This window comes from Paenibacillus sp. 7516 (genome assembly GCF_002272715.1).
Classification (GTDB): Bacteria; Bacillota; Bacilli; order Paenibacillales; family Paenibacillaceae; genus Paenibacillus; species Paenibacillus illinoisensis_A.
Map to the genome: position 1 here is coordinate 154,859 of NZ_NPBI01000012.1, position 26,337 is coordinate 181,195.

General features: G+C 49.6%; 20 protein-coding genes. 13 read left to right on the top strand and 7 right to left on the bottom strand.

From position 1 onward, the window contains the following. Positions 1-115: 115 nt before the first annotated feature. Both CHI14_RS11930 and CHI14_RS11935 read right to left on the bottom strand, forming a co-directional pair. On the bottom strand, positions 116-628 hold the full coding sequence (locus tag CHI14_RS11930) for a GNAT family N-acetyltransferase (protein WP_095288660.1): 513 nt from the start codon (positions 626-628) through the stop codon (positions 116-118). A 159-nt stretch (positions 629-787) separates the two neighbouring features. Continuing rightward, positions 788-1,555 carry a helix-turn-helix transcriptional regulator gene (locus CHI14_RS11935; RefSeq protein WP_095288661.1) on the bottom strand — a complete coding sequence of 256 codons (768 nt, stop codon included), beginning with the start codon at positions 1,553-1,555 and terminating at the stop codon, positions 788-790. 201 nt (positions 1,556-1,756) lie between these two features. On the opposite strand from CHI14_RS11935, the gene CHI14_RS11940 reads away from it, so the two are divergent. From CHI14_RS11940 to CHI14_RS11955, 4 genes are all read left to right on the top strand, one after another. Continuing rightward, the gene (locus CHI14_RS11940) at positions 1,757-4,078 is read left to right on the top strand and encodes a glycoside hydrolase family 127 protein (RefSeq protein ID WP_095288662.1); all 2,322 of its coding nucleotides are present in this window, start codon (positions 1,757-1,759) and stop codon (positions 4,076-4,078) included. Between the two features lie 454 nt (positions 4,079-4,532). Continuing rightward, complete coding sequence (locus tag CHI14_RS11945) at positions 4,533-5,270, top strand: hypothetical protein (RefSeq protein WP_095288663.1); 738 nt, start codon at positions 4,533-4,535, stop codon at positions 5,268-5,270. Between the two features lie 12 nt (positions 5,271-5,282). Then, complete coding sequence (locus CHI14_RS11950; RefSeq protein ID WP_095288664.1) at positions 5,283-6,971, top strand: vWA domain-containing protein; 1,689 nt, start codon at positions 5,283-5,285, stop codon at positions 6,969-6,971. Positions 6,972-7,109: 138 nt separating this feature from the next. Next, on the top strand, positions 7,110-8,249 hold the full coding sequence (locus tag CHI14_RS11955; protein ID WP_095288665.1) for a toxic anion resistance protein: 1,140 nt from the start codon (positions 7,110-7,112) through the stop codon (positions 8,247-8,249). A 120-nt stretch (positions 8,250-8,369) separates the two neighbouring features. On the opposite strand, the gene CHI14_RS11960 is transcribed toward CHI14_RS11955, so the two are convergent. Both CHI14_RS11960 and CHI14_RS11965 read right to left on the bottom strand, forming a co-directional pair. Next, complete coding sequence (locus CHI14_RS11960; protein WP_095288666.1) at positions 8,370-8,903, bottom strand: hypothetical protein; 534 nt, start codon at positions 8,901-8,903, stop codon at positions 8,370-8,372. A gap of 161 nt (positions 8,904-9,064) precedes the next feature. Further along, a complete protein-coding gene (locus tag CHI14_RS11965) occupies positions 9,065-9,658 on the bottom strand; it encodes a TetR/AcrR family transcriptional regulator (protein WP_095288667.1) in 594 nt (197 codons plus the stop codon). Between the two features lie 192 nt (positions 9,659-9,850). Between CHI14_RS11965 and CHI14_RS11970 the strand changes: the two genes are divergently transcribed. Next, complete coding sequence (locus tag CHI14_RS11970) at positions 9,851-10,609, top strand: SDR family oxidoreductase (RefSeq protein WP_095288668.1); 759 nt, start codon at positions 9,851-9,853, stop codon at positions 10,607-10,609. 150 nt (positions 10,610-10,759) lie between these two features. On the opposite strand, the gene CHI14_RS11975 is transcribed toward CHI14_RS11970, so the two are convergent. Continuing rightward, positions 10,760-11,794, bottom strand: a complete 1,035-nt coding sequence (locus CHI14_RS11975) for a LacI family DNA-binding transcriptional regulator (protein WP_095288669.1) — start codon at positions 11,792-11,794, stop codon at positions 10,760-10,762. Positions 11,795-11,877: 83 nt separating this feature from the next. On the opposite strand from CHI14_RS11975, the gene CHI14_RS29985 reads away from it, so the two are divergent. The 5 genes from CHI14_RS29985 to CHI14_RS11995 all read left to right on the top strand — a co-directional run bounded on the left by CHI14_RS29985 (position 11,878) and on the right by CHI14_RS11995 (position 17,201). Beyond that, positions 11,878-12,054 (top strand): hypothetical protein, encoded by a 177-nt coding sequence (locus tag CHI14_RS29985; protein ID WP_170948108.1) that lies wholly within the window; start codon positions 11,878-11,880, stop codon positions 12,052-12,054. A 183-nt stretch (positions 12,055-12,237) separates the two neighbouring features. Beyond that, a complete protein-coding gene (locus CHI14_RS11980; RefSeq protein WP_095288670.1) occupies positions 12,238-13,527 on the top strand; it encodes a sugar ABC transporter substrate-binding protein in 1,290 nt (429 codons plus the stop codon). Positions 13,528-13,572: 45 nt separating this feature from the next. After that, on the top strand, positions 13,573-14,928 hold the full coding sequence (locus tag CHI14_RS11985) for a sugar ABC transporter permease (RefSeq protein WP_095288671.1): 1,356 nt from the start codon (positions 13,573-13,575) through the stop codon (positions 14,926-14,928). Beyond that, on the top strand, positions 14,925-15,761 hold the full coding sequence (locus CHI14_RS11990) for a sugar ABC transporter permease (RefSeq protein WP_095288672.1): 837 nt from the start codon (positions 14,925-14,927) through the stop codon (positions 15,759-15,761). The genes CHI14_RS11985 and CHI14_RS11990 overlap by 4 nt, the downstream gene beginning before the upstream one ends. 150 nt (positions 15,762-15,911) lie before the next feature. Next, positions 15,912-17,201, top strand: a complete 1,290-nt coding sequence (locus CHI14_RS11995) for an MFS transporter (protein ID WP_095288673.1) — start codon at positions 15,912-15,914, stop codon at positions 17,199-17,201. A gap of 82 nt (positions 17,202-17,283) precedes the next feature. Here CHI14_RS11995 and CHI14_RS12000 read toward each other — a convergent pair whose 3' ends face one another. Next, a complete protein-coding gene (locus tag CHI14_RS12000) occupies positions 17,284-19,440 on the bottom strand; it encodes an alpha-amylase family glycosyl hydrolase (protein ID WP_481856404.1) in 2,157 nt (718 codons plus the stop codon). A gap of 500 nt (positions 19,441-19,940) precedes the next feature. Here CHI14_RS12000 and CHI14_RS12005 point away from each other — a divergent pair, with 500 nt between their 5' ends. The 3 genes from CHI14_RS12005 to CHI14_RS12015 are packed head-to-tail and all read left to right on the top strand — an operon-like array spanning position 19,941 to position 24,147. Further along, a complete protein-coding gene (locus CHI14_RS12005; RefSeq protein WP_095288674.1) occupies positions 19,941-21,317 on the top strand; it encodes an alpha/beta hydrolase in 1,377 nt (458 codons plus the stop codon). Between the two features lie 2 nt (positions 21,318-21,319). Beyond that, a complete protein-coding gene (locus CHI14_RS12010; protein WP_095288675.1) occupies positions 21,320-22,735 on the top strand; it encodes a cysteine peptidase family C39 domain-containing protein in 1,416 nt (471 codons plus the stop codon). Beyond that, on the top strand, positions 22,732-24,147 hold the full coding sequence (locus tag CHI14_RS12015) for a class I adenylate-forming enzyme family protein (protein WP_095288676.1): 1,416 nt from the start codon (positions 22,732-22,734) through the stop codon (positions 24,145-24,147). Before CHI14_RS12010 ends, CHI14_RS12015 begins: the two co-directional genes overlap by 4 nt. A gap of 299 nt (positions 24,148-24,446) precedes the next feature. Here the strand turns inward: CHI14_RS12015 and CHI14_RS12020 are convergent, their stop codons facing one another. Continuing rightward, positions 24,447-26,219 (bottom strand): alpha-glycosidase, encoded by a 1,773-nt coding sequence (locus tag CHI14_RS12020; protein WP_095288677.1) that lies wholly within the window; start codon positions 26,217-26,219, stop codon positions 24,447-24,449. Positions 26,220-26,337 lie beyond the last annotated feature (118 nt).

Consider the following 26,337-nt stretch of genomic DNA (forward strand, 5'->3'; position numbering starts at 1 on the left):
GCTGCATGTTCCAATAGTAAAGGCCACTCGGATGAGTGGCCTTTTTGTCATCTTTATCACATCATATGAACTGAAGTTTATAGCTTGCGCTCAATAGTATGTGTTCTCATATGAATCAGGCATCGTAACGATAACAAATGGCATTACCGCCGCTGCTGCGTGTACTGAATTCTTCATCCTCCACAAAGCCAAAGCGTTCATATAAACGGATGGCATTCATCATCTGCCCGCCCGTGAACAGGTACACCGTATTTTTGCCCATGTCCTTGGCGGATGCAACACACTGACGAAGGAGCTCCCGGGCAATACCGTGACCCCGCCACGCAGGATCCACGCCAAGCAGGCGAATAAACGGATAATCAATCGGAAGTTCAAAATTGGGATAGGCATTGTGTGCGGTTTCGAACAATTGCACGGTCCCCACAATATGATCGTCCACTTTGGCGACCCACAATTGCGTGAGGTAGGGATTATCCAGTGATTCCTCGATGTCTTTCACATAGGCTTCCCACCGTTGTTGATCCTGAAAGGTGTCCTTGTATTCTGCGTAACTTGCAATGAGGATATCTACGATCCCTTTATGATCAGCTTCTGAAGCGGGTTGAATCGTGACTGCCGTTGTCGTCATTCCAATTTCTCCTTCTTAAATGGGGTGGATGAATTAGAGTTATTTCACATTTTAACACAACTAAATTTATCGGAATAATCAAAATATTCTATAGAATACGCATGAATTTCTATGAGTCAGTCTATGCGATAATCTTATGTTCTCATACTAATCCATCGATTATAAACGATTGAGCTGAGTGGAATACAGGTTATTCCGATATTCGGTTGGTGTGCTGCCTTCGTATTGCTTGAACATGCGTAGGAACAGTTTGTAATCCGAGAATCCGCATTGTCCGGCTATTTCCTTAACACTGGCATTGGTATTGAGCAGCAGCTGTTTGGCCCGGTTGATTCGCTCGGTAAGGATGTAGGTTTTCAGCCCGATGCCTTTCTCGCGTTTTACCATTTTGGAGATATAATCCTTGTTAAAATTAAAATGCTCCGCAATCTTCCCTACTGTAATATCGGTATGAAGATGAATACCAACCCACTTGCAGATATGGTCAACAACCGCATTATGAGGGCGATAACCAGCCTCTGTGTTGCGTTCCAATTCCTTTAACAGCAGGAGAAGTGCGGCATTGGCCTCTTCGGTGGAGAAGGATGAGACATGCAGCAGCTGCTTGAACAGCTGATTAGCCGTGGAGGGTACCGGGATGGTCGCATGTGTGGGATAACGATCGAACCCTTCTGCCAAGGTGTCATAGTGAACCCAGTAAAAGCTGACAGGAGCATCGCTGACTTGATATCCGTAATGGGTATGGCCGGCTCTCAGAAACAGCAAATCATTGGCGCGAACCACGTAATGCCGCTCCTCCTCCGCAATGTACATTTCTCCCTCCAGCATCAAAATGATCTCATGCACAGGCATGATCCGTTTCATATGTGTCCAATTGCCTTCCGTGATGAACTTGCCGCACAGATAAAATTCGAGTGGCTTCTGCATAAGACGGATTTATCCACCTTTTCTTGGATTATGAGTCTGATGTAGTTGTATTTTATTTGATAATATGTGGATATTCAAGGGTTTGTATGAATTGGGGGTTATGAAGCAGCTGGTGGGTAGAACGGATTTTACCCTCTGTATGGTGCCGGAAAGATATCAGGAATCATAACATTCTTTACATAATAAGGAGGAGCATTGGTCATGATCGAAACGAAACGGGGATTTTTGGGTCCGGAGCACGTGCAGCTATTAAACGGGGTTTTCCAAACGTCTCAGGAGGTCGGGAAACGTTACCTGTTATCGCTGGATATTGATCGGTTTCTGGCTCCATGTTACGAGGCCCACGGGTTAACAGCGAAGAAGGAGCGGTATGCTGGCTGGGAAGCACGGACGATCAGTGGACATTCCCTGGGGCACTATCTGTCGGCTCTGGCTGTGACTTATCAGGCAACAGGTAATGAGACACTCAAACAAACATTGGATTATGCGGTCACCGAGCTTGCGGGAATTCAACAGGCAACAGGCAGCGGATATATCGGGGGATTAACCGAGGAGGCCTTCGACGCGGCATTTCGGGCCGAACGCATTGGCAGTTTTGATATCAACGGATTCTGGGTTCCGTGGTACAGTGTGCACAAAATTTATCGTGGTCTTCTTGATGCTTACAAGCTCACAGGCAATCAGCTCGCCCTGGATGTCGTTATCCGGTTCGCTGATTGGGCTGTCACAGGCATGAGTGGCATGACAGAGGAACAGGTACAGACGATGCTCCAGTGTGAGCATGGCGGCATGAATGAGGTATTTGCTCAATTGTATGGCATCACGGGTAACCGAGTATATCTCGATACGGCCAACCGTTTTACCCACCAGATGATCCTTGAGCCGTTGGAGCAGGAGCGCGATGACCTTCAGGGCAAACATGCAAATACCCAAATTCCGAAAGTGATCGGTGCAGCCGAGATTTACAATCAGGATCATTCCCATGAGAGCTATCGGACAGCGGCGGAGTTCTTCTGGGACACAACGATTCATCACCGCTCCTATGTGTTTGGTGCTACGAGCATATCAGAACATTATGAAGCGAAGGGCATGGAGAGTCTTGGCATCAAAACCGGGGAGAGCTGCTGTACCCACAATATGATGCATCTAACGAAGCAGCTGTTTGCCTGGAACCCGGACAGTGCCTACATGGACTATTATGAGAACGCTATCTACAATCACATCCTGGGCACACAGGACCCCGATACAGGGAACAAAACGTATTTTGCCTCAACCCTTCAGGGCCATTACAAAATCTACGGTACACACGATACCGCATGGTGGTGCTGCACAGGCTCAGGTATGGAGAACCCCGGGAAATATGCCGAGGCCATCTATTTCGAAGATGAACAGGACCTGTATGTGAACCTCTATATCGCATCCGGGCTGGACTGGACGTCACAAGGGCTATCCCTGAAGCTTGAAACCGACTTTCCTTATTCGGAAAAGGTAACCCTGACGATTACCGGAGGCCATGCCCCGGCCAATCTAAGACTACGCGTGCCCTCCTGGCTGCAGGAGCCAATGACGGCAACCGTCAATGGGGATACGGCTCATCCGTATACATGTATGGAAGCCGGCTATCTCTCCATCCAGCGCACATGGTCCGCCGGGGATGTCGTGACCATCACCCTGCCAATGTCACTGAGCAGATACACGTCCAGGGATGATACCCACAAAGTGGCCTTCCTGTATGGCCCCATTGTGCTCGCGGGCGCACTGGGAAGCGAAGGGCTGCCGGAGGATACCATTGTGGATGAGACTGCGCTAAATCCGAAGACAGCACCCGTGCCTGTGATTTGGACGGAGCAGGAAGATGTCCGGGAATGGATTAAGGTGGTGGATAAAGGGACGTTAACCTTTGAGCTAAGCAAGGATGTGACGTCTACGGGTGAAGCCGTGAAGCTGATTCCGTTCTACGATGTGCATCACGAGTTTTATACGGTCTATTGGCCGTTCAACGATGAAGGCGATGCACTGGAGAAGGAACTGAATGCAATTACGATCGACAGGGTGCAGCCAGACGGTCAGCAGGACGAGATTGGGCACCATCTGGATAGCAACTGCCGTGCAGAACAACACAATGGTTCCTACACGGATAGCCGTAACAGGCTGCATATGTGGCGGGAAGCCTTTGGTGTCAGCGGAGCCTATTTCAGTTACCGGCTGGCGGTGGATGGTTCCGGTACCAATGTTTTGTGCGTCGGCTACTGGGGAGGGGATCATTCACCATTTGAACGGGAAGGGACGAGGTATGACAGAGTATTCAACCTGGTGGTGGATGGAACTGTAGTTGGCGAGCAGCGAATTCATCTGAACAAGATTGGTGAAGTGTTCTATTCGACCTATGATATTCCTCAGGCTGTTACCTCCGGTAAGGAGAGTGTGACAGTTACGTTTCAGGCCATGGGTGATCATGGATGCGCAGGAAAAGTCGTAGAGGTGCGGACAACCCGAAGCAAGCCAAACTTTGCGATCTCATAAACGGGCAGAGCATGGAAGGCAGCTAACACAAAACACAATGGGATAATGAGGACAAAGTTGTACCCTTTCATCAGCTGTTCAGACTGAAATAGAATTAAATTTAAGATACTCCGGAGCCCTGTGCCCGGAGTATTTTTGGTTGCTTTTTCGGCTCGTCCTATATAAAAAATGACACGTAACCTCCAGATTCCACGTATTACCTGTAAATCTTTCTTTTTCCGTTAACGGATATTTTCGTTTGCCTCCTCCGTCGTAAATCGGTTTAATAGTGAGCCTGTCAAAAATCCGTCCACATGTCCCTATATCGATGAAATGGGATGAGCTTGCGTCACGTATATTAGGAATATCCATATTCATCGACCGAATCAGGGCCACATCATGTACAATAAGTGATATACGCTAGTGGGAAATATCGACAATTGGACCATCATATAGCGAGAAAGGAGGTCAGCGGATTACAATGACCAAATACATAAAATGGCTGGGCCTGATCTTCGGCGTTGTTGTCCTCAATATTCTGTTATTTTCACCAGGCTTCATCGGTCTTGGCTTCGGTGGTGGAGCCTTCTCCACTGCTCTGTCCGTTACCCTGCTGTTCGGAAGTGTGATGGCCCTGTTTTACGGAAGTTACACCCTGCTGTTCAAACAGCCTGTAGTCTTGCCGGTTAAGCAGATCGAGACGCATGAAGATTACGTGGAAGCTTTATCCTTTTACAGACGAATTAAAGTGCTTGAAGAAGATATTACGCTGGGATTGTCCCAATTGAGCCGGATGAAGAAAAAGAAAGAGACGCTCCTGAACGTACTGAACCAGCGGTTCGATCCGGGGGAGCTGAGTTATAAGAAATTTGCCTCCGTCACGCTTGAAGTGGAGAAGCTGCTGTATCTCAACATTCGAAGCGTGCTGAACAGACTCCATGTGTTCGATGAAGCCGAATACGCCACCCTAATGAAATCCAAATCCTCTAAGATTCCACCCAAATTAGTCCAGGAAAAAACCAAAGTGTATAACGACTATTTATCCTATGTAAAAGACTCGCTCCATACGAATGAAGAAATCTTGCTCAAACTTGACCAGCTGCTGCTGGAAATATCACGCCTGGACAGCTTTGAAGCCGGGGATATTGAACAGATGCCCTGTATGCAGGACATTGATCAGTTAATCAAGCACACCAAATTATACAGACAGTGAGGGGTTGCATTTATGGCGAAGAAGGGGAAGTTTTTTCTCATATCGATTGTGATGCTGGTGCTCGTGTTCGGATTGGTCTATGCAGGAATTACATTAACATCGAATTTCGGCAAATCCAGTACACAGGTGACAACAGAGAATGCAGGCAAAGAATTAGGCAAGTTGTATGCGGACATTGCGCCAGCAACGGCTGAACCCGTGAAGGGACAGATTGATCTGGATCCGGTTGATGTGGCAGATTCCCTCCCGGACATCTCGAAGTTCCCGATTACCGTTGAGAATACGACGAACGAGTATGTCGAGATTTTCTCTTCCATTGAGAAGTCGGGCACCGGAGCAGACGGCTGGTTAACCGAGGTTAGTGAAGAATTCAACAAGGCTAACATTACGGTAGGCGGTCAGCCGGTATCGGTAAAAATCCGGAATATTGCTTCCGGTACGGCAGCCGATTACATCAAGTCTGGCAAATACGTGCCTGATGCATACACGCCTTCCAACGAACTGTGGGGCGAGATGGTAGCCGCAAGCGGTGTGAAGACCGAAAAGGTGTCCGACAGACTCGTGGGCAACGTCCCCGGAATCGTAATCTCCAAAGCCAAATATGATTCGCTTGTTGACACGTACGGCTCCGTCAACGTCAAAACGGTCACCGAAGCGATTGCCAACAATGAACTCGCAATGGGGTATACCGACCCGTTTGCCAGCTCCACAGGACTTAACTTTCTTGTAACGGCATTGAACACGTACGATAGCTCCAATCCGCTGGGGGAGAAAGCGATTGAAGGCTTCGAGAAGTTCCAGGCCAATGTGCCATTTACGGCTTCCACAACCATCCAGATGCGTGAAGCCGCGAAGTCGGGCCGATTGGATGCCTTTGTGCTTGAATACCAGACATACGTCAACACCGCAGACCTGAAGAGTGGATATGTTTTTACCCCATTTGGTGTAAGACATGACAGTCCGCTGTATGCCCTGGGGCAGCTGCCGCAGAACAAACAGGAAATCATCGAGAAATTCGCTGAATTCGTCACTCAGGATAAGTACCAGAAGTCGGCAGAAGAGTTCGGATTTAACGGTTTGCAGGATTACAAGTCCGAGCTGGCAACCGTCGATGGGGGGACTCTATTATCTGCGCAGAAGGTATGGAAAGAGAAAAAGAACGGAAGTAAACCGATTGCTGCCGTATTCGTAACGGACGTATCCGGAAGCATGGATGGAGAACCGCTGAACCGGTTGAAGGAATCCCTTCGCAAAGGTCAGAAATATCTCGGTACCGACAATAGTATTGGCCTCGTTTCTTATTCCAGCAGCGTTACGGTGAATCTGCCGATTGCCAAGTATGATACCAACCAGCAGTCCATGTTCGTCGGGTCTGTGGATAGCTTGCAAGCAGGCGGCGGTACAGCGACTTTTGACGGTATCGTGGTAGCCATGAAGATGCTGGAGGACTATATGGCAGCTGATCCGAACGTGAAACCGCTGATTTTTGTCCTGAGTGATGGAGAGACCAATGAAGGACATACACTGAAAGATATACGTGAATTGGTCGAGACCTACCAAGTGCCGATCTATACGATCGGATACAACGCCGACATCAAAGCCTTGGAGAGCATCTCCAGCATTAACGAAGCCGCCAGCATCAATGCCGATACCGACGATGTCGTGTACAAGATCGGAAACCTGTTTAACGTTCAGATGTAAGCAAGTAATCCACCCTGAAAAAGGGAGATCAAGAAATCTGGGGATAACAGCGATCGGAAGATGGTACTGCATTCGTATTGGCCGAGTGTACTGATCGTTAGTTCATTTATATAGCTCGTAATTTAAGGGGGAGTTCGGATGTCGTTTTCGATGGAAATACCCAGCCAGAAGGAGATTCAGAAGGTTATTGAGGAAGAGGTGAAGCCCGTTCCGGCCGAGGTGGCGGAGCTGCAGCAGGTGGCGAACGCCAACGTGGAGATGATCATGTCACTGGATCTGGAATCACTGGATAAGCGCAAGGAAATTTTGCAATCCATTGAAGGCTTTGGCATGAACACGATGAGATCCTCTTCGGAGAAAAACGCGCTGCTTCAAGTCTCTGTTGGACATCTGTCCAAGACGGGAGACGAAGGCGGTCAGGTCGCCAAAGGCTTGACCGAGCTGCACATGCAATTGAAGGATCTCGACCCCAGCGTGGTCGATTTCGCCAAAACCGGATTCCTCGGCAAATTGTTCAATCCGCTGCGGGCCTATTTTCTCAAATACCAGAAGGCCGATGCAGTCATCGCCGATATTGTGACCTCGCTGGACAAAGGCAGGGCAACATTGCGCAATGATAATACAACACTGGAGATCGAGCAGCATACGCTTAGGGAACTGACCAAACGATTGCAAAAGGAAATCCAGCTCGGCGTGCTCATGGATGAGTCGATCGACGGACAGATTGAAGCCGCGAAGGTCCGGAATGAGGACCCGGAGAAAGTCCGGTTTATTACGGAAGAAGTGTTATTCCCGCTGCGTCAGCGGGTCATGGATCTGCAGCAGATGCTGGTCGTGAACCAGCAGGGCATCATGGCGATTGAGGTGGTCATCCGCAACAACAAGGAATTGATCCGCGGAGTCGACCGGGCCAAGAATGTGACGATCTCGGCATTGAAAATTGCCGTCACCGTTGCCAGTGCGCTGTACAATCAGAAGATTGTTTTGCAGAAGATCGAGCTGCTGAATCAGACGACCAACGACCTGATCGCAGGCACGTCCAAGATGTTGAAGGATCAGGGTATCGCCATTCAGAAGCAAGCGTATGATGCCAGCATTTCCGTCGATACGATGAAGCAGGCCTTCACGGATGTCCTGTCCGCACTGGATTCCATCAGTGTATATAAGCAGGAGGCATTACCGCGGATGCGGGAGACGATTAATCAGTTCCGTGAACTCGCGGATACCGGTGAGCAGCAGATTCAGCGCTTGGAGAAAGGGCAGAAGCTGGGGTTGTGATCAAAAGAGAGAAATAAAAACGTATTAGATTGTTATCTTTATTTATAATTATTAAAAGGCGACCGTTCTCCATTAAGTATGGGGAATGGTCGCTTTTCTTGATTTCTATGAAGATCGTTACTAGCTGCCATAGCCCAAACTTCTTGCATAAGCGTATAACTGCTCTTCGCATTGGTCCATTAGAAAATCAGCGGTGTTTACTTTGGCATTACCCTGTTTTAGTAACGTGTAGTTTACTTTTTTCTTGGATACTGCCTTTTGGTACAATAGGTACCCTTCAAGCTGAGTGTAGCTTGCCTTGATAAATGTGGCGTGGATTTTCTTGAGTTGTGGATTGGTAGGCTTGATTTGTTTTGCCTTGGATACCAATTTCGTATAATTGGGGATCACCGTATTTGTAAGTTTAAGATACATGGACTTGCGATTCGTTGAAGTTACCTGGGTGTCGATGCTTTCCAAAGCAGTAAAGGCTTTGGCCTCATAAGTTTCAAGAGCAAATAACTGAGTAGTGTACTCTTTAAATTCTTCATAACTCTGATCTGAATATGTAGATGTTGCTTCTTTGGCTGCATTGGCAGAAGTGGCTGGAGAGAGAAACACTCCGACAAGCAAAACAAAGCTGGTAATTAATGATATAATCCACGACTTCTTCAAATTTAATGTCATCCTCCTTTTGTTTGTATTCCATTGGATAACCTAACATATAAATACCAGAAATTACAGGAATGCATTTACATATTTTCGGTGGAAAAAGCATTCTCCGAATTCTTCTCGATCCCCATACTATGGGCAAGTATAGCGATATTAAGTTTCATTCACTCTTTCAACACGACATTGTCAGGCCGGTAATGAATGATCTTGAACAACTCCTCGGCCATGTAAGCAGGGGAGTGCTTGAAATCCTGTCTGATCCATTCCAAGATCATGCCGAATATCGCATGGGACTGGTAGCTTGCCAGCAGTTCAGGGTTGATGTGTTGCGGGAAGATCTGATACAGATCCTTTAAGGAGAGATCTCGAAGAACATCACAGATCATGCGCTGAAAGTTGGAAGAAGCCTCGGATTTCACAACCAGCGTGTAGAATTGTGCGTGCTGGTGCACATGCTCAAATATGGTGATTGCCGAAGAGGGCATCAGACCAACCTCGAACTTTTTCATACCTTGATAGGGTTTGCGAAAAGAAGTCACCAGATCCTGTATCACATCATCAATAATTTCATCAAACAGGTCTTCCTTGTATTGATAATGTCGGTAGAAGGTGCCCCTGTTCAGATCTGCAAGCTGCACAATATCCGTGATGGAAATTTCTTTGAATGAGCGTGTTTGCATTAATTGAAGAAGGGCATCCTTCAACGATGCTTTTGATTTTTTGATTCTTCTATCTGTTGAACTGGAAATGTCGGACATGTGTAATCCTCCTGAACAGGGTCGAATTGAAGTAAACGTACATTAACGTTCTAGAGTGTTCATTAACGTACAATCGGGCAGGCTTTTACTGATTGAACCAGAATGCTATGACTTATTATACTAAGGATAAGAGTTAATGAACATTTGTTTGTTAACTTATTGTAAACGAATACACAAAGGAGGATACTTGGGATGAAACTTCAAGATAAAGTAGCTGTTGTTACAGGAGCAGGTTCCGGTATGGGAAAGGCTATTGCCTCGCTATATGCGCAAGAGGGTGCCAAAGTGGTTGTATCGGACATCAATGAGGAATCTGCACAGGCGGTTGTAAGTGAGATCAAAGCGCAAGGCGGAGAAGCGATCGTGGTTCTGGCCAATGTGGCCAAAGAGGAAGATGTGCAAAACCTGATAGATCAGGCGGTCAGCACGTACGGAACCGTAGACATCCTGGTGAACAATGCAGGAATTATGGATGGCATGGAGCCGGCTGCAGAGGTAACGGATGAGAAGTGGGAGCGACTCTTTGCGGTGAACACCACCAGTGTAATGCGTACAACGCGCAAAGTTCTGCCCATCTTCCTGGAGAAGCAAAACGGTGTCATTGTTAACGTTGCATCGGCAGGCGGCTTGCATGGAGGACGTGCGGGAGCGGCGTATACGGCATCCAAACATGCTGTGGTCGGTTTTACTAAAAATACAGGGTTTATGTATGCAGGACAGGGCATTCGCTGCAACGCTATCGCTCCGGGTGGGGTAGCAACGAATATCGGTTCCTCCATGGCAGGGATCAGCCAATTCGGTGCGTCGAGACAACAACTGGGCATGGCGATTAACCCGCGCATAGGAACAAGTGAAGAGATTGCCAAGGTAGCCCTGTTCCTCGGCTCGGACGAGTCCAGCTTCGTGAACGGAACTGTGATTGAAGCGGACTCAGGCTGGAATTCCTATTAATCCGTCCATAGTATAACTCGAATATGGATATGTAAACGAGAAGCCGCATGCCGCGGCTTCTTTTTTTGCTGCCATCCATCACTGCAATGGATGATTATTTCAAGTCATAGGACAAACGTTTGCATTGCTGGAAAGAATCTCAAGAATCGTTCAAATAGAGGCCGGTTTAGACTTCGAAAAAAGCGAAGATTCGCGCACAATTAAACGATGCGGAATAATGACCGGATTCTGAGGCAGCGTTTCCCTGTTCAGAATTTTCAACAACACTTGAACAGCAGTATAACCAAGCTGGTAGGTTCCAATATCGATGGAGCTTAAAGGCGGAGAAGCCAGTTCGGATAAGGCGATGTTGTTAAAACTGACGACACTGATATCCTCAGGCACACGGTAACCAAGTTCGGCAAGAGCTCTCAGTACACCAAAAGCAACATTGTCATCAATTACAACGATGGCGGTAGGTCTGTCCGGCAGGGCCATGAACAATGACATGGCTCGGAATCCACTCTCTTGTAGGAATTCGCCTTCCACAATCCAGTCATTATTGGTATGAAGTCCCGCTTCGGCAAGTGCCTTTTGGTATCCTTGCATGCGGTCATGCGATAACGTAATGTCCGGCGGGCCGCTGACGAATCCAATCCGTGTATGCCCTTGGGCGATTATATGCTGGGTCGCGTCATAAGCGGTCTGTACGTTGTCGTTATCAACCATGGGTGCGTCCGGGTGAGCTTCGCTGCGTCCGATCAGTACGAAAGGAAACTTCTCCTCCTCCAAAAAGGAGATGATTGGATCATCCCGTTTGGAGCCTAGCAGCAGAATTCCATCCACTCTTCGTCCATGAACCAGGCGGGAAATCGCGTGCAATTCATTGTCTGATGACGTTTCGGTGGTTAGCAGCAGTTCATAATTCATGCGGGTGGCATGCGTAATAATTCCTCGCAGCAGTTCTCCAAAAAAGTAGTTCTGAAACAATTCCTCTGCAGGACGCGGAAGCATGATGCCAAGGGTTTGGGTCGTCTTGGATACAAGGCTCTTCGCCATGATATTGGGATGGTAATTCAGTTCTTTCATAATTTGCTTTACTTTGAGAGACGTCTCGGTGCTGATTCTGGGATGGTTGGAAATCACCCGTGAAACTGTAGAAGGGGAAACACCCGCCATTTTGGCAATATCTTTGATCGTAATCATGTAAAAAATCCCTTCTGATCCATCATTTCAACATTCTCCTATGGTAATGCAACAGATTCGATAAATCAATTGCAAACTGCAGCATGCAGGATACAGAAGAAGTAAAAATAAGGAAGAAGAAGACAGATCAAGCAAACAGGAAATTACTGGCGTTAGAACAAGAAATATGGATGAAATTGAACAAATATGGCTTGTGCAAACGTTTGTGCAAAGAAAGCCTGATATTGTATGATTTGATTGTTGTTGTAGCGCTTACATAAGTGGATTTAGCCTGCATCTTAGAATATTTCTCCCTGAATACATACTTAGAAGTACCCTTGTCTTCCATTTGAGCAAACGTTTGTGCAAAAGCGAACATGGATTGCAAAACCGCATCATTCGTACCAATCAAGGGTGGAAAGCGCGAGACTGGTTGTACCAAACAGAGGGAAGGGGACATTTATATGAGAAAATGGCAAGGGGCAACATTGTCCGTCATCATGGCCTTTACATTGGCCGCATGCTCGGCTGGAGGTGGAACGACCTCTCCGGAAACAGGGGGAACCGGGAATACGGAGGAAGTTGTGGAGCTGACGGCAGAGAATCTTCAGCCGGAAGAAGGCGCAACATTGGTCATCTGGGAAGATAAGAACCAACAGAGTTTTGTAGAGGAGAGAGCCAGGCTGTTTGAGGAAAAGTATGGTGTAACCGTGAAGATGGAGGAGCTGCCTCCTACCGATCAGGTAACCAAGCTGACAACGGACGGTCCGGCAGGACTCGCAGCAGATGTTGTTGTATTCCCGCATGACAAGATTGGAAGCGCTTCAGAGGCGGGTCTCATTTTGCCAAACGATATATTTGAGGCGGAGACGGTAGCGAACACCAGTGAAAATGCGCTGAAGGCCGTCACGTTCAAGGACATTTTATATGGATATCCGTACAGCGTGGAAACGTACGCTCTCTTCTATAACAAGGCACTTTATCCGGAAGCACCGAAAAATTTTGAGGAGATTGTCAGCTTTGCCAAAACCTTTAATGATGTGAAATCCAACCAATATACCCTCATGTGGGAACTGCAGCAGTTCTATTACAATTATGCCTTCCTAGCTTCCCAAGGCGGCTATATTTTCGGGGATAACGGAATGAACAGCGAAGATCTTGGCCTGAATAACGAAGGAGCCCAGAAGGGCGGGGAGTTCCTGAAGACACTGAAGTCGGAAGTGCTGCCGCTCAAGATGGGTGACGTGAACTATGATATCAAAAAAGGATTGTTCTCGAGCGGCAAACTGGCTATGGACATTAACGGTCCTTGGACGATTGCCGACTATCGCAATGCAGGTATTGATTTCGGTGTTGCACCGCTCCCTGCGATCGATGGCAAGCCAATGACATCCTTTTCTGGCGTGAAAGCCTATTACGTCAATGCATTTACGCAATATCCGAATGCAGCCAAACTCTTTGCGGCTTTCCTCTCAAACGAAGAGGCCCAGATGACCAACTTTGAGATGAACGGCACGCTTCCTGCCAACGCCAACGTGGCAGCCGATCCGAAGGTACAGGAGGATCCAATCAACAAGGCGTTCCTTGAGCAGTTCAACAATTCAACGCCGATGCCTTCGCTTCCCGCGATGGATAGCGTCTGGGGCCCGATCACTTCAGCCATGACCGATATCTGGGATGGTGGCAAGGATGTGAAGGCGTCGCTGGATAACGCCGTGAAGCAGATTCAGGAGAGTCTGGCAACGGTTCAATAATCGGACGGAGCACCTGGTAAGGAGAAGGTGGAGAGGAGAGAGCGAATGAAACAGCAGCATGTCCCGGTGTCTGCTCCGGCCAACAGGGAAAAGCAGCACCGGATGACAGCGGCCATATTATCCATCATACTGCAGGGTCTAGGACAGCTGTACAACCGGCAATGGATCAAGGGAATTTGCCTACTGTTACTGGAGGGGGCAGGTCTTGCTTACCTGCTTCCCCGCCTGTCGCAGGCCGTATGGGGAATATGGACACTGGGGGAAAATACGCAGCGTTTTGTCAAAGTGAATGGGTCTACGGTGCTTCAGCGGGGCGACCATTCCATCTTTTTACTTTTAGAGGGAATTATTGTGCTGCTCGTGTTTTTTGTGTTTATCGTGGTCTACATCCTGAACATCCGTGATGCGTACCTGACGGGACTGGCAAGGGAGGAAGGAAAGAAAACACTGGGAGCGGCAGCTTCACTTCGTAACATGGTGGACAAAAATTTCCCGTATCTGTTTTTGTCCATTCCGGCTCTGGGGGTACTGTTCTTCACGATCATGCCGATCCTGTTTACAATCACCCTGGCGTTTACCAACTACTCGGCACCGGATCATATTCCGCCTGCCAAGCTCGTGGATTGGGTAGGGTTCAAGACATTTAGCGACCTGATTCAGCTCAAGTCATGGAGTCACACCTTTTATGGCGTATTAACGTGGACGGTTATATGGGCGGTATTAGCCACAGTAACCACTTATTTTGGCGGGGTACTTGTAGCGCTGCTGATTGAGCAGCGGGGCATCCGGTTCAAAAAGCTGTGGCGGACGATCTTCATTCTCCCTTATGCCATACCACAGATCATTTCCTTGCTGCTCATGCGGAACCTGTTTAATGGTCAATTCGGTCCAATCAATACGTATATGAGAGCTTTTGGTCTGGAGGGGCTGCCCTGGCTGACCGATCCGTTCTGGGCCAAGGTCACGGTCATTGTTGTTAACATGTGGATCGGTATTCCGGTCAGCATGGTGCTGATCCTTGGCGTTCTGACAGCGATTCCACGTGATCTGTATGAGGCCGCCGAAGTGGATGGAGCATCCGCATTCCAGAAATTCCGGATCATCACCATGCCATTCATCCTTTTTGCAACAACTCCGGTGCTTATCATGCAATTTGCCGGAAACTTCAACAATTTCAATGTCATATTCCTGCTGACCAACGGTAATCCGTTACGCGGCGACTACCAGTATGCGGGAGCAACAGACCTGCTGGTGACCTGGCTCTACAAGCTTACGCTGGACAACAACAAATACAACATGGCTTCAGCGGTGGGCATCATCATCTTCATTATTATCGCGTCGTTTTCCATCTGGAATTTCCGTCGCTCCAAATCGTTTAAGGAGGAGGACATGATTCAATGAAGAAACGCAATAATCCGCTGCGGCTAACGCTTAGTTATGTGCTGCTGATCATCATTGCCGTGGTCTCCGTCTATCCGGTGTTGTGGATTTTTCTCTCTTCTCTGCGACCTGGGGCGGCACTGTACAGCGAGCGCTTATGGCCTGAAGCCTTTACCTTATCCCACTATGGTGAATTGTTCAACAATCCGTCCTTTATGTATGGCAGGTGGTATCTGAACACGCTGAAAATTGCCTTTTTCACCATGATCTTCTCCACGCTCATGGTGACGCTTGGGATGTATGCCCTATCCCGTTTCCGGTTTCGCGGGAGGCAGACGATTCTCTCCACCATGCTGATTCTCGGCATGTTCCCGAGCTTTATGAGCATGATTGCGATCTATATCATTTTGCTGCAGATCAAACTGCTCGATACGCATGCCGCGTTAATTCTGGTTTATTCTTCCGGAGCGGTGCTCGGCGGATTTATCGTCAAAGGATTCTTCGATACGATTCCGCGCAGTCTGGATGAGGCAGCACGTATTGATGGTGCGAGTCATCTGAGGGTGTTTACCAGCATCATCCTGCCGTTATCCAAACCGATGTTGACCTATGTGGCGCTAACCAGTTTCACTGGCGCATGGATGGATTTCATCTTCGCCCGCCTGGTTCTGCGGACGAAGGAAAACTGGACGCTTGCCGTAGGCATGTGGGATCTGGTCAACCGGTACCAGGACAGTAACTTCACCATGTTTGCTGCAGGGGCCGTGCTGATTGCGATTCCAATTACGCTGCTGTTCGTGTTCCTCCAGCGCTTCCTGGTTCAGGGGCTCACAACAGGGGCTTCCAAAGGATAATGCCGTGCCAGTAACAGCATAGATGGCCGCCTCTACGCGGCCGTACATTCAGGCACTTCCGCCATGTCATGTCTCTTTTCGACGGACATGACAACGGAAGTGCCTGATTTTGCATAGGGCTCCATCATAATTAGGGGAGGAAAGGAATGTATGGGAATAATACCGTCCACTGAGCCCGAGGCGATTGGATATCAAGATGGACAAGCCGTGCTGAGCGAAGAAAACAAGGTTCCGCCAAAGCTCTGGCAGCATGTCACCTTCCGCAGGATTTTATATGGTTACGGCATCTCCGTGTTCGGAGACTGTTTCAACGGTATTGCCATCAGTCTATGGGTGCTCCAGACGACTGGAAGTGCCAAGAGCATGGCTGCCGTACAGATCTGCAACATGGCGGTCAGTTTTTTATTTGGATCACTCGCAGGTACCGTTGCTGATCGGTTGGATCGCCGGAAGCTGATGCTGACCTCGGATGTATTTCGGGGCGTGATGGCCATATTCATCGCGGTTAGTTTGTTTGGGCTGCATGCACCATTTCCTGTGCTGCTGCTGATGCTCTCGCTTTCCATGTTCTCCAGCCTGTTTCAGGCGCCTGCATTCCACGCATCTGTGGCAAGCATGGTGGGTAGGGAGCATATTCAGCAAGCTACGGGGGCCATTCATCTGGTGGATAACCTGGCCCGAATTAGCGGACTCGCGGCAGCCGGAATCGCCGTTGCCGCCTTTGGCGGGTTTGTCGCCATACTGATTACAGGAGCCACCTTTCTTCTGTCGGCGGTATGTGTGCTGATGGCCGGCCGTTTCCCGGAGGTAAAGCGATCGGTCGATAGGCATGCCACTTTCGTTCAGGAATGGCGGGGATCATTCTCCTATATCTACCGCAGTCCTCTAATTCGGTCGATTGTATTGCTTAATCCACTGCTGATTTTATTTTTCATGTCGGCCATGATGCTAGTTCAGGTGATGGCAGTCAAGGTATGGGAGGCAGACCCCGTGCAGTTTGGGCTGATTGAAACGTGTATTCCGCTTGGTTATATGATTGGATCGGGCGTGTTGATCGCATCGGGGAAGAGAATGAAGCGAAGAGGGCGATGGATATTCATCGGTCTGCTGGTACTGGGGCCGCTCTATATTCTCCTGTCCCAGGTAACTTCGCCCATGATGGCACTTCCGCTCATCATGGGCGGGGGAGCGATGTTTGCCTGCTGCACGATGCTCACCCAGATCGTGCTGAGAACAGCGGTACCCGATGAGCTGCAGGGGAGAATCTACGGTGTTGTCGGTACAATTACAAGCACGGCGCCCATCCTGGGATTGACAGTTGTCTCTGTGATGGCTGATCAGTGGGGGGCAGCGGCGGTGCTGGAGGGACTCGGCATGCTGCTGCTCACAACCGGAATCCTCGCGGCAACCACATTGAAGTCCATTCGAACTTACCGTTAAACCAGAAACAGATTAAAAGTCAAAACCCGGAGCATGCGCTGCATAAGCGCTGCTCCGGGCTTCCTTAATGGATTATGGCTAGTTATTGCCAGTTTACCGTTACAGTGGCAGTACCACTGGTCGGTGTTGTAAAGGTGTGATTGGATCCACCCTCCCACGTAATGGTAGCGCCGTTTTTCTTGAAGAACTTGAATTCTAGCTGTTTCCCGGCTGGAACACTTACGTCATAATACCAAGTCGGGTAGGCATGAATGACCTGATTGAAAGCCGGTCCAATAGAAGCTGCACCTGTGGTCCAGTTACCGAGTTCGGACACGTTGCCCGTCAGGTAGATATTCTCACCCAGCGCAGTTGTGGCATTATTGATGACGAACCGAACTGAGACCTGATCGCCGCTAAGGATGGTGAAATCGTTATAGGCGTTGCTGTTCACACCATTGGCAGCTACTTTCACTGCATAGTCACCACCTGCTACTTGTGGAATGGTGACTTTGATCTGAGTGTCTTCCCATGAAGTAATGGCTGAGCCCGTAACGGCTGTTGTACCGAAGTAGACGGTACCTTTGGTGGAACCGAACCCGCGTCCATCGATGGTAACGACGTTACCTGGTTTACCCATTACAGGGCCAACGTGACCTATGGTTGGCGTCGTTTCACTTGCCGTATACTGCCACACAGCGGTAGCTCCTGCTGCGAGCGTGAAGGAAGAAATATTGCCTCCACTGGACGTGATGTTGTTTCCGTTTAGCACGCCGCCCAGCACATCGGTATAGGTTCCGGATGGAAGCGACGTATTCAGGTTAGTGATATTGGTTGGCGTCGTTAAATTGCGGTTAACGGCAACGACGGCAACGCTTTTGCCAAACTTGCGCTCATAGATATATACATCATTGTTGATCCAGCGCTGCTGTGTGGAACCGTAGGCAATCGCCGGGTTGGATTTGCGCAGAGGTGCCAGCTTGCTGATCACGCTGAACGCTGTGGTCGATTTGGAGAAGGAAGGCATTTTGCCCCGGTTATCCGGGTCGCCGTTCCCGGTCAGATACTGCTCGGTACCATAGTAGATGGCAGGTACGCCGCGTGAGGTCAGCGTGAAGGCCAGAGCCTGTTCCAGACGGCGGTTGTTCACCGCACTCGTTTTGAAACGGTCCATGTCATGGTTATCAATGAAAGTGACTTGGTCACTCACCTGATTGTAATCTGCCGCCGTAGCTGTAAGCATGGAATCCAGCGCGTACATGTTGGATGTGTTATCCCGGAACACGTTGCGGACAGCCGAGTTGAAGCGGAAATCAAGCAGACTCATGCCGGATTCGTTGGCAAATTCCGTGTTATCTGCATCGGGTGCAGCCGATCCCAGGAACCATTCGCCGAAGGTAAATACCGGCTTGTGTGCATAGATGGATGACATCCAGTTCTTCTGCCAGCCCTGAGGCATGTGCTTCACCGCATCAACACGGATGCCGTCCACGCCCATATCCAGCCACAGCTTGATGGCGTCTTTAAAATATGTATCGATCGTGCTGTTATTGTGATTCAGATCAGCCAGATCGTAGAGGTTTTTGTAAATGCCATTCTCAAGAGTGGAGAAATCGGAGCCGCCATTGTGGTGGAAATATCCGTTCGTATCATTGGTGTACCCGCCAACCAGGTTGCCGTTATCGTACAGTTTGCCGTTCTCAGCGAAGGAGGTATCGGTTTCCATGGCAGGGGATGTATGGTTTGGCGCGAAATCAATAATGATTTTGATGCCTTTAGCATGGGCAGTGGTTACCAGATTCTGAAAATCGGTCATGGTTCCGAAATACGGATTGGTCTTCTTGAAATCCCGTGCCCAATAGCCGTGATAGGCTGTATTGGTTACACCGCTGTAGTTGATGGTAGCGAAGATATTTTCGACAGGCTGGGAGATCCAGAGGGCCGTGACACCCAAGTCACTGAAATAGTTGTCATTGATTTTGTTAATCAATCCCTGCCAGTCGCCACCGCAGTACAGCTTCAGGTTGCTGCATGTGCCATCAAAGGCAGCCCCGGTAGGGTTGTTGGATGGGTTACCATCCAGAAACCGGTCCGTAAAAACTTGATAGATGACATCGGTACTGAAATTCTGCTTGTTGGTGACAGCCGTATCCGCATCGGCATAAATCGCGGAAGCAGGCAGGAAAGGCAATGCACTGCCGGCAAGCAGGCTGAACGTTAGCGTGGTACTGAGGAGAACGCGTTTGGCCATTTGAAACATGGTAATCCACCCTTCATGAATGTAGTAGTTTTCAACAGAAACAACTAACCTGGCTCTTGAATAATAGCGCTTACAAATGTACGAGGAGACATTCAGTGGCTTACAGACTTCCCTCCTTCGACATGCCAACAACCCCGGTATCTCCTGGGGAGTTACCGGGGTTGTCCTAAACCGCTTGGGTTTAAAAGCATGGCCCTCGAGTTATGATCACATCGTTATCGTAAGAAAAAATTACAATTATGTCAATAACTTTCTCGAGAGAATTTTTTTTCTATTTGTATATTTACAAATGACGATCCGGGACTTAAACTATTCGCAGATCCACCAATATGAGGGCCATGTATTTTAGGACATTGATGTGTCTTGAAACAACCCCGTCTCTACTGAGGCGGGGTTGTTTGTGCATGCAGCCATGGCGGGGATGGAATGAGGGGAACGTAGGGTACCTGAATCATGTATGATTCAGAGCAATTCGGAGATGAGAGGCGGTTGATGATCCATTGAGCACGCATTCGGTCATAGAATGTCTGGAAAGTATTCGTGCGTCACAGCTGGGCAATGTCCGCAACATTTATGTGTACCTCCCGCCAGGTTATCAGGAACAGACGGATCACCATTATCCTGTTCTGTATGTTCATGCTGGGCAGCGGGCTTTTGGTCCATCCGGACCCGGCAATGAAACGTGGCATATGGATCGAGCGGTGGACGAGCTGATTGTCTCCGGGCGGATCGAGCCACTAATTATGGTTGGTATTGCGCATGTCCGACCGGTTACACACAACGAGTTCTATCACTTCATTGCACCCGAGAGGGAAGCGATAAGTGTGGGTTGTTCAGGGATCGCATACGAGCATTTCATCATTCATGAATTGAAGCCCCTGATCGACCATCGATACCGTACGCTTCCGGACAAGTCCAATACAGGGCTGCTTGGTTCATCAGCAGCGGCACTATGTACACTTCATATGGGCATGCGGAATCCGGAGATATTCGGAAAACTGGTAATGATGTCGCCGTTTTTGGTAGATGTGCAGCTGGATGAATGGTCGGACAGCGGTCTGTTGGAAGAAGCCATGTATCGCTTGCCGAATGAGGTGCCAGACGTGCACATGTGGATGGACATCGGGGATGCAGAAGGACTCTTCCTCCCCTCTCAAGTAAGAAAGGTTGCTCATGAATTACTTGAGAGAGGGACAAGAACTCGGGATAGCATGGCTTTTCTGGAGCAACCGGAGGCCTGCCATCAGGAATCCGATTGGGGCGCACGCGTCTACCTTCCGTTACTGTACATGTTCGGCGAAGTAGGCCGACCTGTGGCATTGGAAATGCAAGGCAGAGAGATCATCGGTTTATCTGGTGGAATGAACAGCTGCATTAATGCACGGCTTCACTATGATAGCGGCTGGGTGCAGAGCCTGCTCGAAGGGAGCTATACGTCTAGCCACCCGCATGTGCTTCAAGTACGGCCGAATGGTGAATTGGTGCCTGTCGGCCCAGGCAGTGCGCTCATCACCCTGACCGTAGGAGACTTATCAACGACTCGCCAGTATACCGTTATTCCCGAACTCTCTGCTCGCGTTGAGGTATGTATCTGTGCCAAAGTAGAAAATGAAGAGGAACCAGCTGAATCCATATACGGAGGGATGGGCATGAAGTTGGTTCGTACGGGAATGGGGCGTTATGAAGGCTGTTACCTTGTTCCGCGCGACAGCGGTTTTTCCTTCCGGTTCACACGTGGTTTTCGGCGTTTTGAGACGGATAAAAATGGCATGCCAGTAGCCAATCGGGTCATTCGGGCAACAGATAACATGTCAGTACATTACCGCATCCAGTCTTGGGGCAGTTCAACTGCCAAAGCGGGAACAGGAGGTCAATGATCATGATGATCCAATCGTTCGCTCCAGTAATGGACATCCCGTATTACTATCCCTGCAACTTTCCTCTGATTCATGAGGTGCTTCTGCGGCAAGGTTCGATCAGCAGCCTGGCTCTGCTCGCCGCAAGCCGATTGTACTGCCTCCCTTCGTGCGCGGATAACGGACTGGTGAAGCCTTATTTTCACAAGCTGGACTATGAGGAACCGATCTGGGAGATGTATGGCCAGCGGGAGCTGGGCAGCTTCGAGGAGGGGAAGGTGCATATGCGGCAGCATATAAGCGAAGGGGGACTCTTTCTTGCTACGGGTACCAGTTATCACCTGCCTTATTGCGAAGATTATCAGAACCAAGAGTACATCCGCAAACATGTCAAACCAGACTCTCGTCTGCATCTGGTAGATCACTGGATTGCAGTGTATGGCATCGATGATGAGCATATTCACGTCTATGATCCGGTTCCCTCGAAATATAAGGGAAAGATCTCCCAAGAAGCTTTTCATGAATTCTGGAAAGGAAACCAAAGCATACCCGAGCTAGCTCCTGCCAAGCGTAAGGAGAAGCTGCGTACCTATGGCACCATGGACGTGCGTGCTACCGGAAAGCTTGATTCCTCCGGTTATCGTGAGATGTTAACGCAGGCGCTGGGGACACAGATCAGCGAATTTATGACGGGCAGGACCATTACCCAAGGGGAGTGCAGTTATCATTTTGGACAGGGCGTGTCCCTTCATTTGATGAAGGCACTGCAGGAAGAGAACGAAGGAAAGCAAGCCAATGACACGCTGGTATCGAATCAGCTGTTTGATATGCGCTGGAGCCGCTATTTTCTCCGGGATCTGCTTCAAGAGGCTGCGCTATGGCTCGGTTCTCCACTGGATCAACATTCTGTAGCGTATGATGCAATCATTGAACGTTGGGAGAAAGCATACCAATGGCTTCAGGTCAGTCGGATCAAGCAGCGGGCGGATTGGCGGGTGCAGCTAACAAGCGTAATGCATCAATTGATAGCGGATGAATGGCGCTGGTACGAAGCTCTCCGACGTGCTGTGCCGCAGGAGGCTTGCTTCAATCGGCAGATGGCCCCGCGATCCGGAGAAGGCTACAGGGATGCCCTGCTCCGCATTGTGCTGGATAGCTGCCGGGAATTGAATGCGTACCATAATACCACCATACCCCTCGACAAGGGTGGGAACGCACCGCTATATGGCCGGGATGGACAACTGGATTCACTGGAGCTGGTGTCCTTGCTTGCTGTCGTCGAACAGGGGCTTGAAGACGAATGGGGAACGGGAGCAGGAGCCGCACTTTCCGAGATGGCCGCAGCTTCATTGCCGGAGAGTCCGTATCAAACGGTTGGTTCGCTGGTGGACTATCTTGAACGACAGTGGCTGCCTGATCAGGAGGAGGATGCGGGATGAGCATTCAATTCCTGCTGGAGCGATTCGCAGAACAGGGAGAACGTCCCGCATTCATCTGGGAAGATCGGGAGTATAGCTACGCATGGCTGCTTGATCAGATCATGATGATGGAGGAATGGATTAAGGCAGAAGGACTGCGTGGACAGCTCGTGACGCTGGAGGAGGACTACTCTCCCTATGCGGCCGCAGCGTTCATCGCGCTTCTTGGAAAGGGATGCATTGTGCTGCCCATGGACCTTCATCTGGTTGAAGCCAAACGGCAGGAATATATTCAACTGGCACAAGTGAAGTGGCGTCTTGGCATTGAAAATGGCAGGTTATCAATTCGGGATAAGTCTAATGCCAGTTCGCGTCCTGCTTTACTGGCTGCGCTTGAGCAGGAAGGTGTGGGTGGACTCGTGCTCTTCTCATCCGGATCGACAGGTGTGAGCAAGGCCACGGTTCATCGTGCAGATCGGCTGTTACAGCGTTTCCGGCGGCAGGTGCGGCCATTACGGACGATTCCGTTCATGATGTTTGATCATATCGGCGGGGTAAATACGATGCTGCAATCGCTGTCCAGTGGAGGCTGCTTGTGCATTATTGCCGATCGTTCCCCCGAGGAAGTATGCCGGACGATTGAGAAGCATCGAGTTCAGGCTCTCCCGGTTTCTCCAACATTCATGAATCTTCTGCTGCTCGGCCGAAATGATGAGGCATACGATCTATCGAGTCTTGAAGTTGTATCCTACGGGTCAGAGGTCATGCCCGAAACGGTACTGGCAGCCTGGAATCGACGGTTCCCTGGGATACGAACGATACAGGCTTATGGCATGTCTGAACTCGGCATCCTGCCGACACGTTCCAAGAAACCAGGATCGCTGCTGTTTGCCATTCATGATGATCACGTCAAGTTCAGGGTAGTTGAAGGGGAACTTCAGATCCGGACAGAAACAGCCATGATCGGTTATCTGAACGCCCCGTCGCCATTTACCGACGACGGATGGCTGCGCACAGGGGATGAAGCGGTGCTGGAACAGGGTTACATCCGCATCCTGGGCCGACGTTCCGAGATCATTAATGTAGGCGGGCGTAAGGTGTATCCGGCCGAAGTGGAGAGCATTCTGGAACAGATGGACTGCATCCAGGCAGCAGTGGTTACAGGAGAACCAAGCAGCATCACAGGGCAGAAGGTGAAGGCCACCGTTAAACTCGCGACAGACTGCACGCTTGCCGAGCTGCGGCGATCGATCTGGTCGTACTGCCAGGACAAGCTGCCTCCATACAAGACTCCGCAGAAAATTGTCATTACGGAAGAGGGGCTTGTGAGCTCGAGAATGAAGAAAGTCAGAACACCTGCAGCAGCTGCTTCAGCCATGGACGAAGCTGCGGCAGCGAGGGAAGAGACTTCAGCAGATCTGGACCTGGAATAGTCTTAAGCTTATATACTAAGAAGAGGGATGTTAGATATATCATTATTCATTAGACTATTGAAACGTTTAATGGGGACGCTTAAGAGAGAAGGGCTGGACGTTATTCAACGTTCAGCCCTTTTTTTGCCCGGAAGGAGAAGGGGATTAATGAATTTCAATGAATTTTAATGAATTGATATATTGAATTGATATATTGCGATAATGGCATGTCGTTTTGTTCACTCGTTTATCAAGAAATAAGGTGCACAGATGGTGAAATGTCTGATTCTTAGACTGCTGCCATAAGGATGGTCAGGTGATCAGGCTTCTGCAGGTTGTTTCACTTCGAGCTGCAGCAGGGAGAAGCCGTAAGCTTCCAGTTTCAGAGACAGTCTGTTTTGTTTCGCTTCTATAGAAGTGGTCGTAAACAGGTCTCGCCAGACGCTTCGATCCGTCAGCGGCAAGTCTACACTGCAAGCTTCGTCACCAGCGTTCAGCACGATGAGGAAACGTTCCCCTGTGGCTGAATCCACTCGTTCCATGGCAATAACCGGATCTCCAGCTTCGGCATGGAGAATCTTCAACTCGGTACTGCGCAGTGCAGGGTGCTCTTTGCGGAGGGCAATCGTCTGCTTAAAGAAGTCGAGAAGCTCAAGATTCTGCTTGGTTTCATCCCACTCCATACATTTGCGGCAGCCAGGATCATATCCGCCATCCAGGCCCACTTCGTCTCCGTAATAGATGCAGGGTGCACCTGGGTACGTGAGAAGCAAGGTAACGGCAAGCTTCATCTTGCGGATATCCCCGTCGCACAGGGTGAGCAGTCTGGGTGTATCATGGCTGCCCAGCAGGTTGAAGGCAGCTTCGGTCACAGGCTGGGAGTAGGCTGCGAGCAGCTTGCCGATCTCATTCGCGAAGCCGAGTCCATCCAGCTTGCCGTGAACTGCATAGTCCAGCACCGAGTTGGTGAATGGGTAGTTCATCACCGCATCGAACTGATCTCCCTGCAGCCACATCAGCGAATCATGCCAGATCTCGCCGAGCAAATAGGCGTCAGGCTTGATGGCTTTTACCGTTTGACGGAATTCACGCCAGAACTGATGATCCACCTCGTTGGCAACGTCCAGTCTCCATCCATCGATGTCCATTTCCTCAATCCAGTACCGCGCCACCTCCAGCAGATAGGCCTTAACCTCGGGATGCTCCGTATTCAGCTTGGGCATAAGCGGTTCGAAGGCAAAGGTATCGTAGGTCGGTATGCCATCTTCAATGCGTGGCGGCCAATCCCTGATGTAGAACCAGTCCGCATAGGGGGAAGCTGCCCCGTTCGCCAACACGTCAGCAAAAGGCGGGAACTCTCTGCCCGAATGGTTGAAGACCGCATCAAGCACAACCCGAATGCCGCGCTGATGACAGGCATCCACCAGCTCTTTCAGTTGTTCATTGGTCCCGAAATGAGGGTCCACCTTCATATAGTCGGCCGTATTGTATTTGTGATTGGTTGTAGCCTCGAACAGCGGGCAGAAGTAGATTGCATTCACGCCAAGCTGACTCAGATGATCCAGATGATCAAGCACGCCCTGTAGATCACCCCCGAAGAAATTAACCGGTGTAGGCTCCCCACCCCAAGGCTCGGCGTTCTTCGGACTAATGGACGGGTCACCATTCGCATAGCGTTCAGGGAAAATCTGATAAAATACAGCGTCCTTGACCCAGGCAGGCGGTTCAAAAATGTCGACCGGATTCATAAATGGAAAATCGAAAAATTCCAGCGGATGTTCCGGCAGAGCTTCCTCGAATCCACGTTCGGTCATCCAGACATTTTTCTCGCCCTCGACCAGCTGGAAGCCGTAACGCAGTCTCCGGTAGGGAGGCTGGGTTTCGACTTCCCAATAATCGAACAGCTCATCCCGGGCAAAAATTCGCATGGGTGTGTGGGTGATGGTCTGCTCCCAGGCATACTTATCCCCGGTAATGGCAATAACGGCATCCAGGTCTCCGCGTTTGGAACGCAGCCGCAGGTGCATGGTGGACCGGTCGTAGGCATAGGACCAGTTTAATTTGGGACGATGGTAAATGGCTTCAAGAATCATGTTGAATCACTCCTTATACGATGAAATTCAGATGATATTCGGCCATGAAAACGCAAAAAAGGCACAACCTCCATTGTTCACGAGGTTGTACCTTTCGGCAGCATAGCCTTTTGATTAT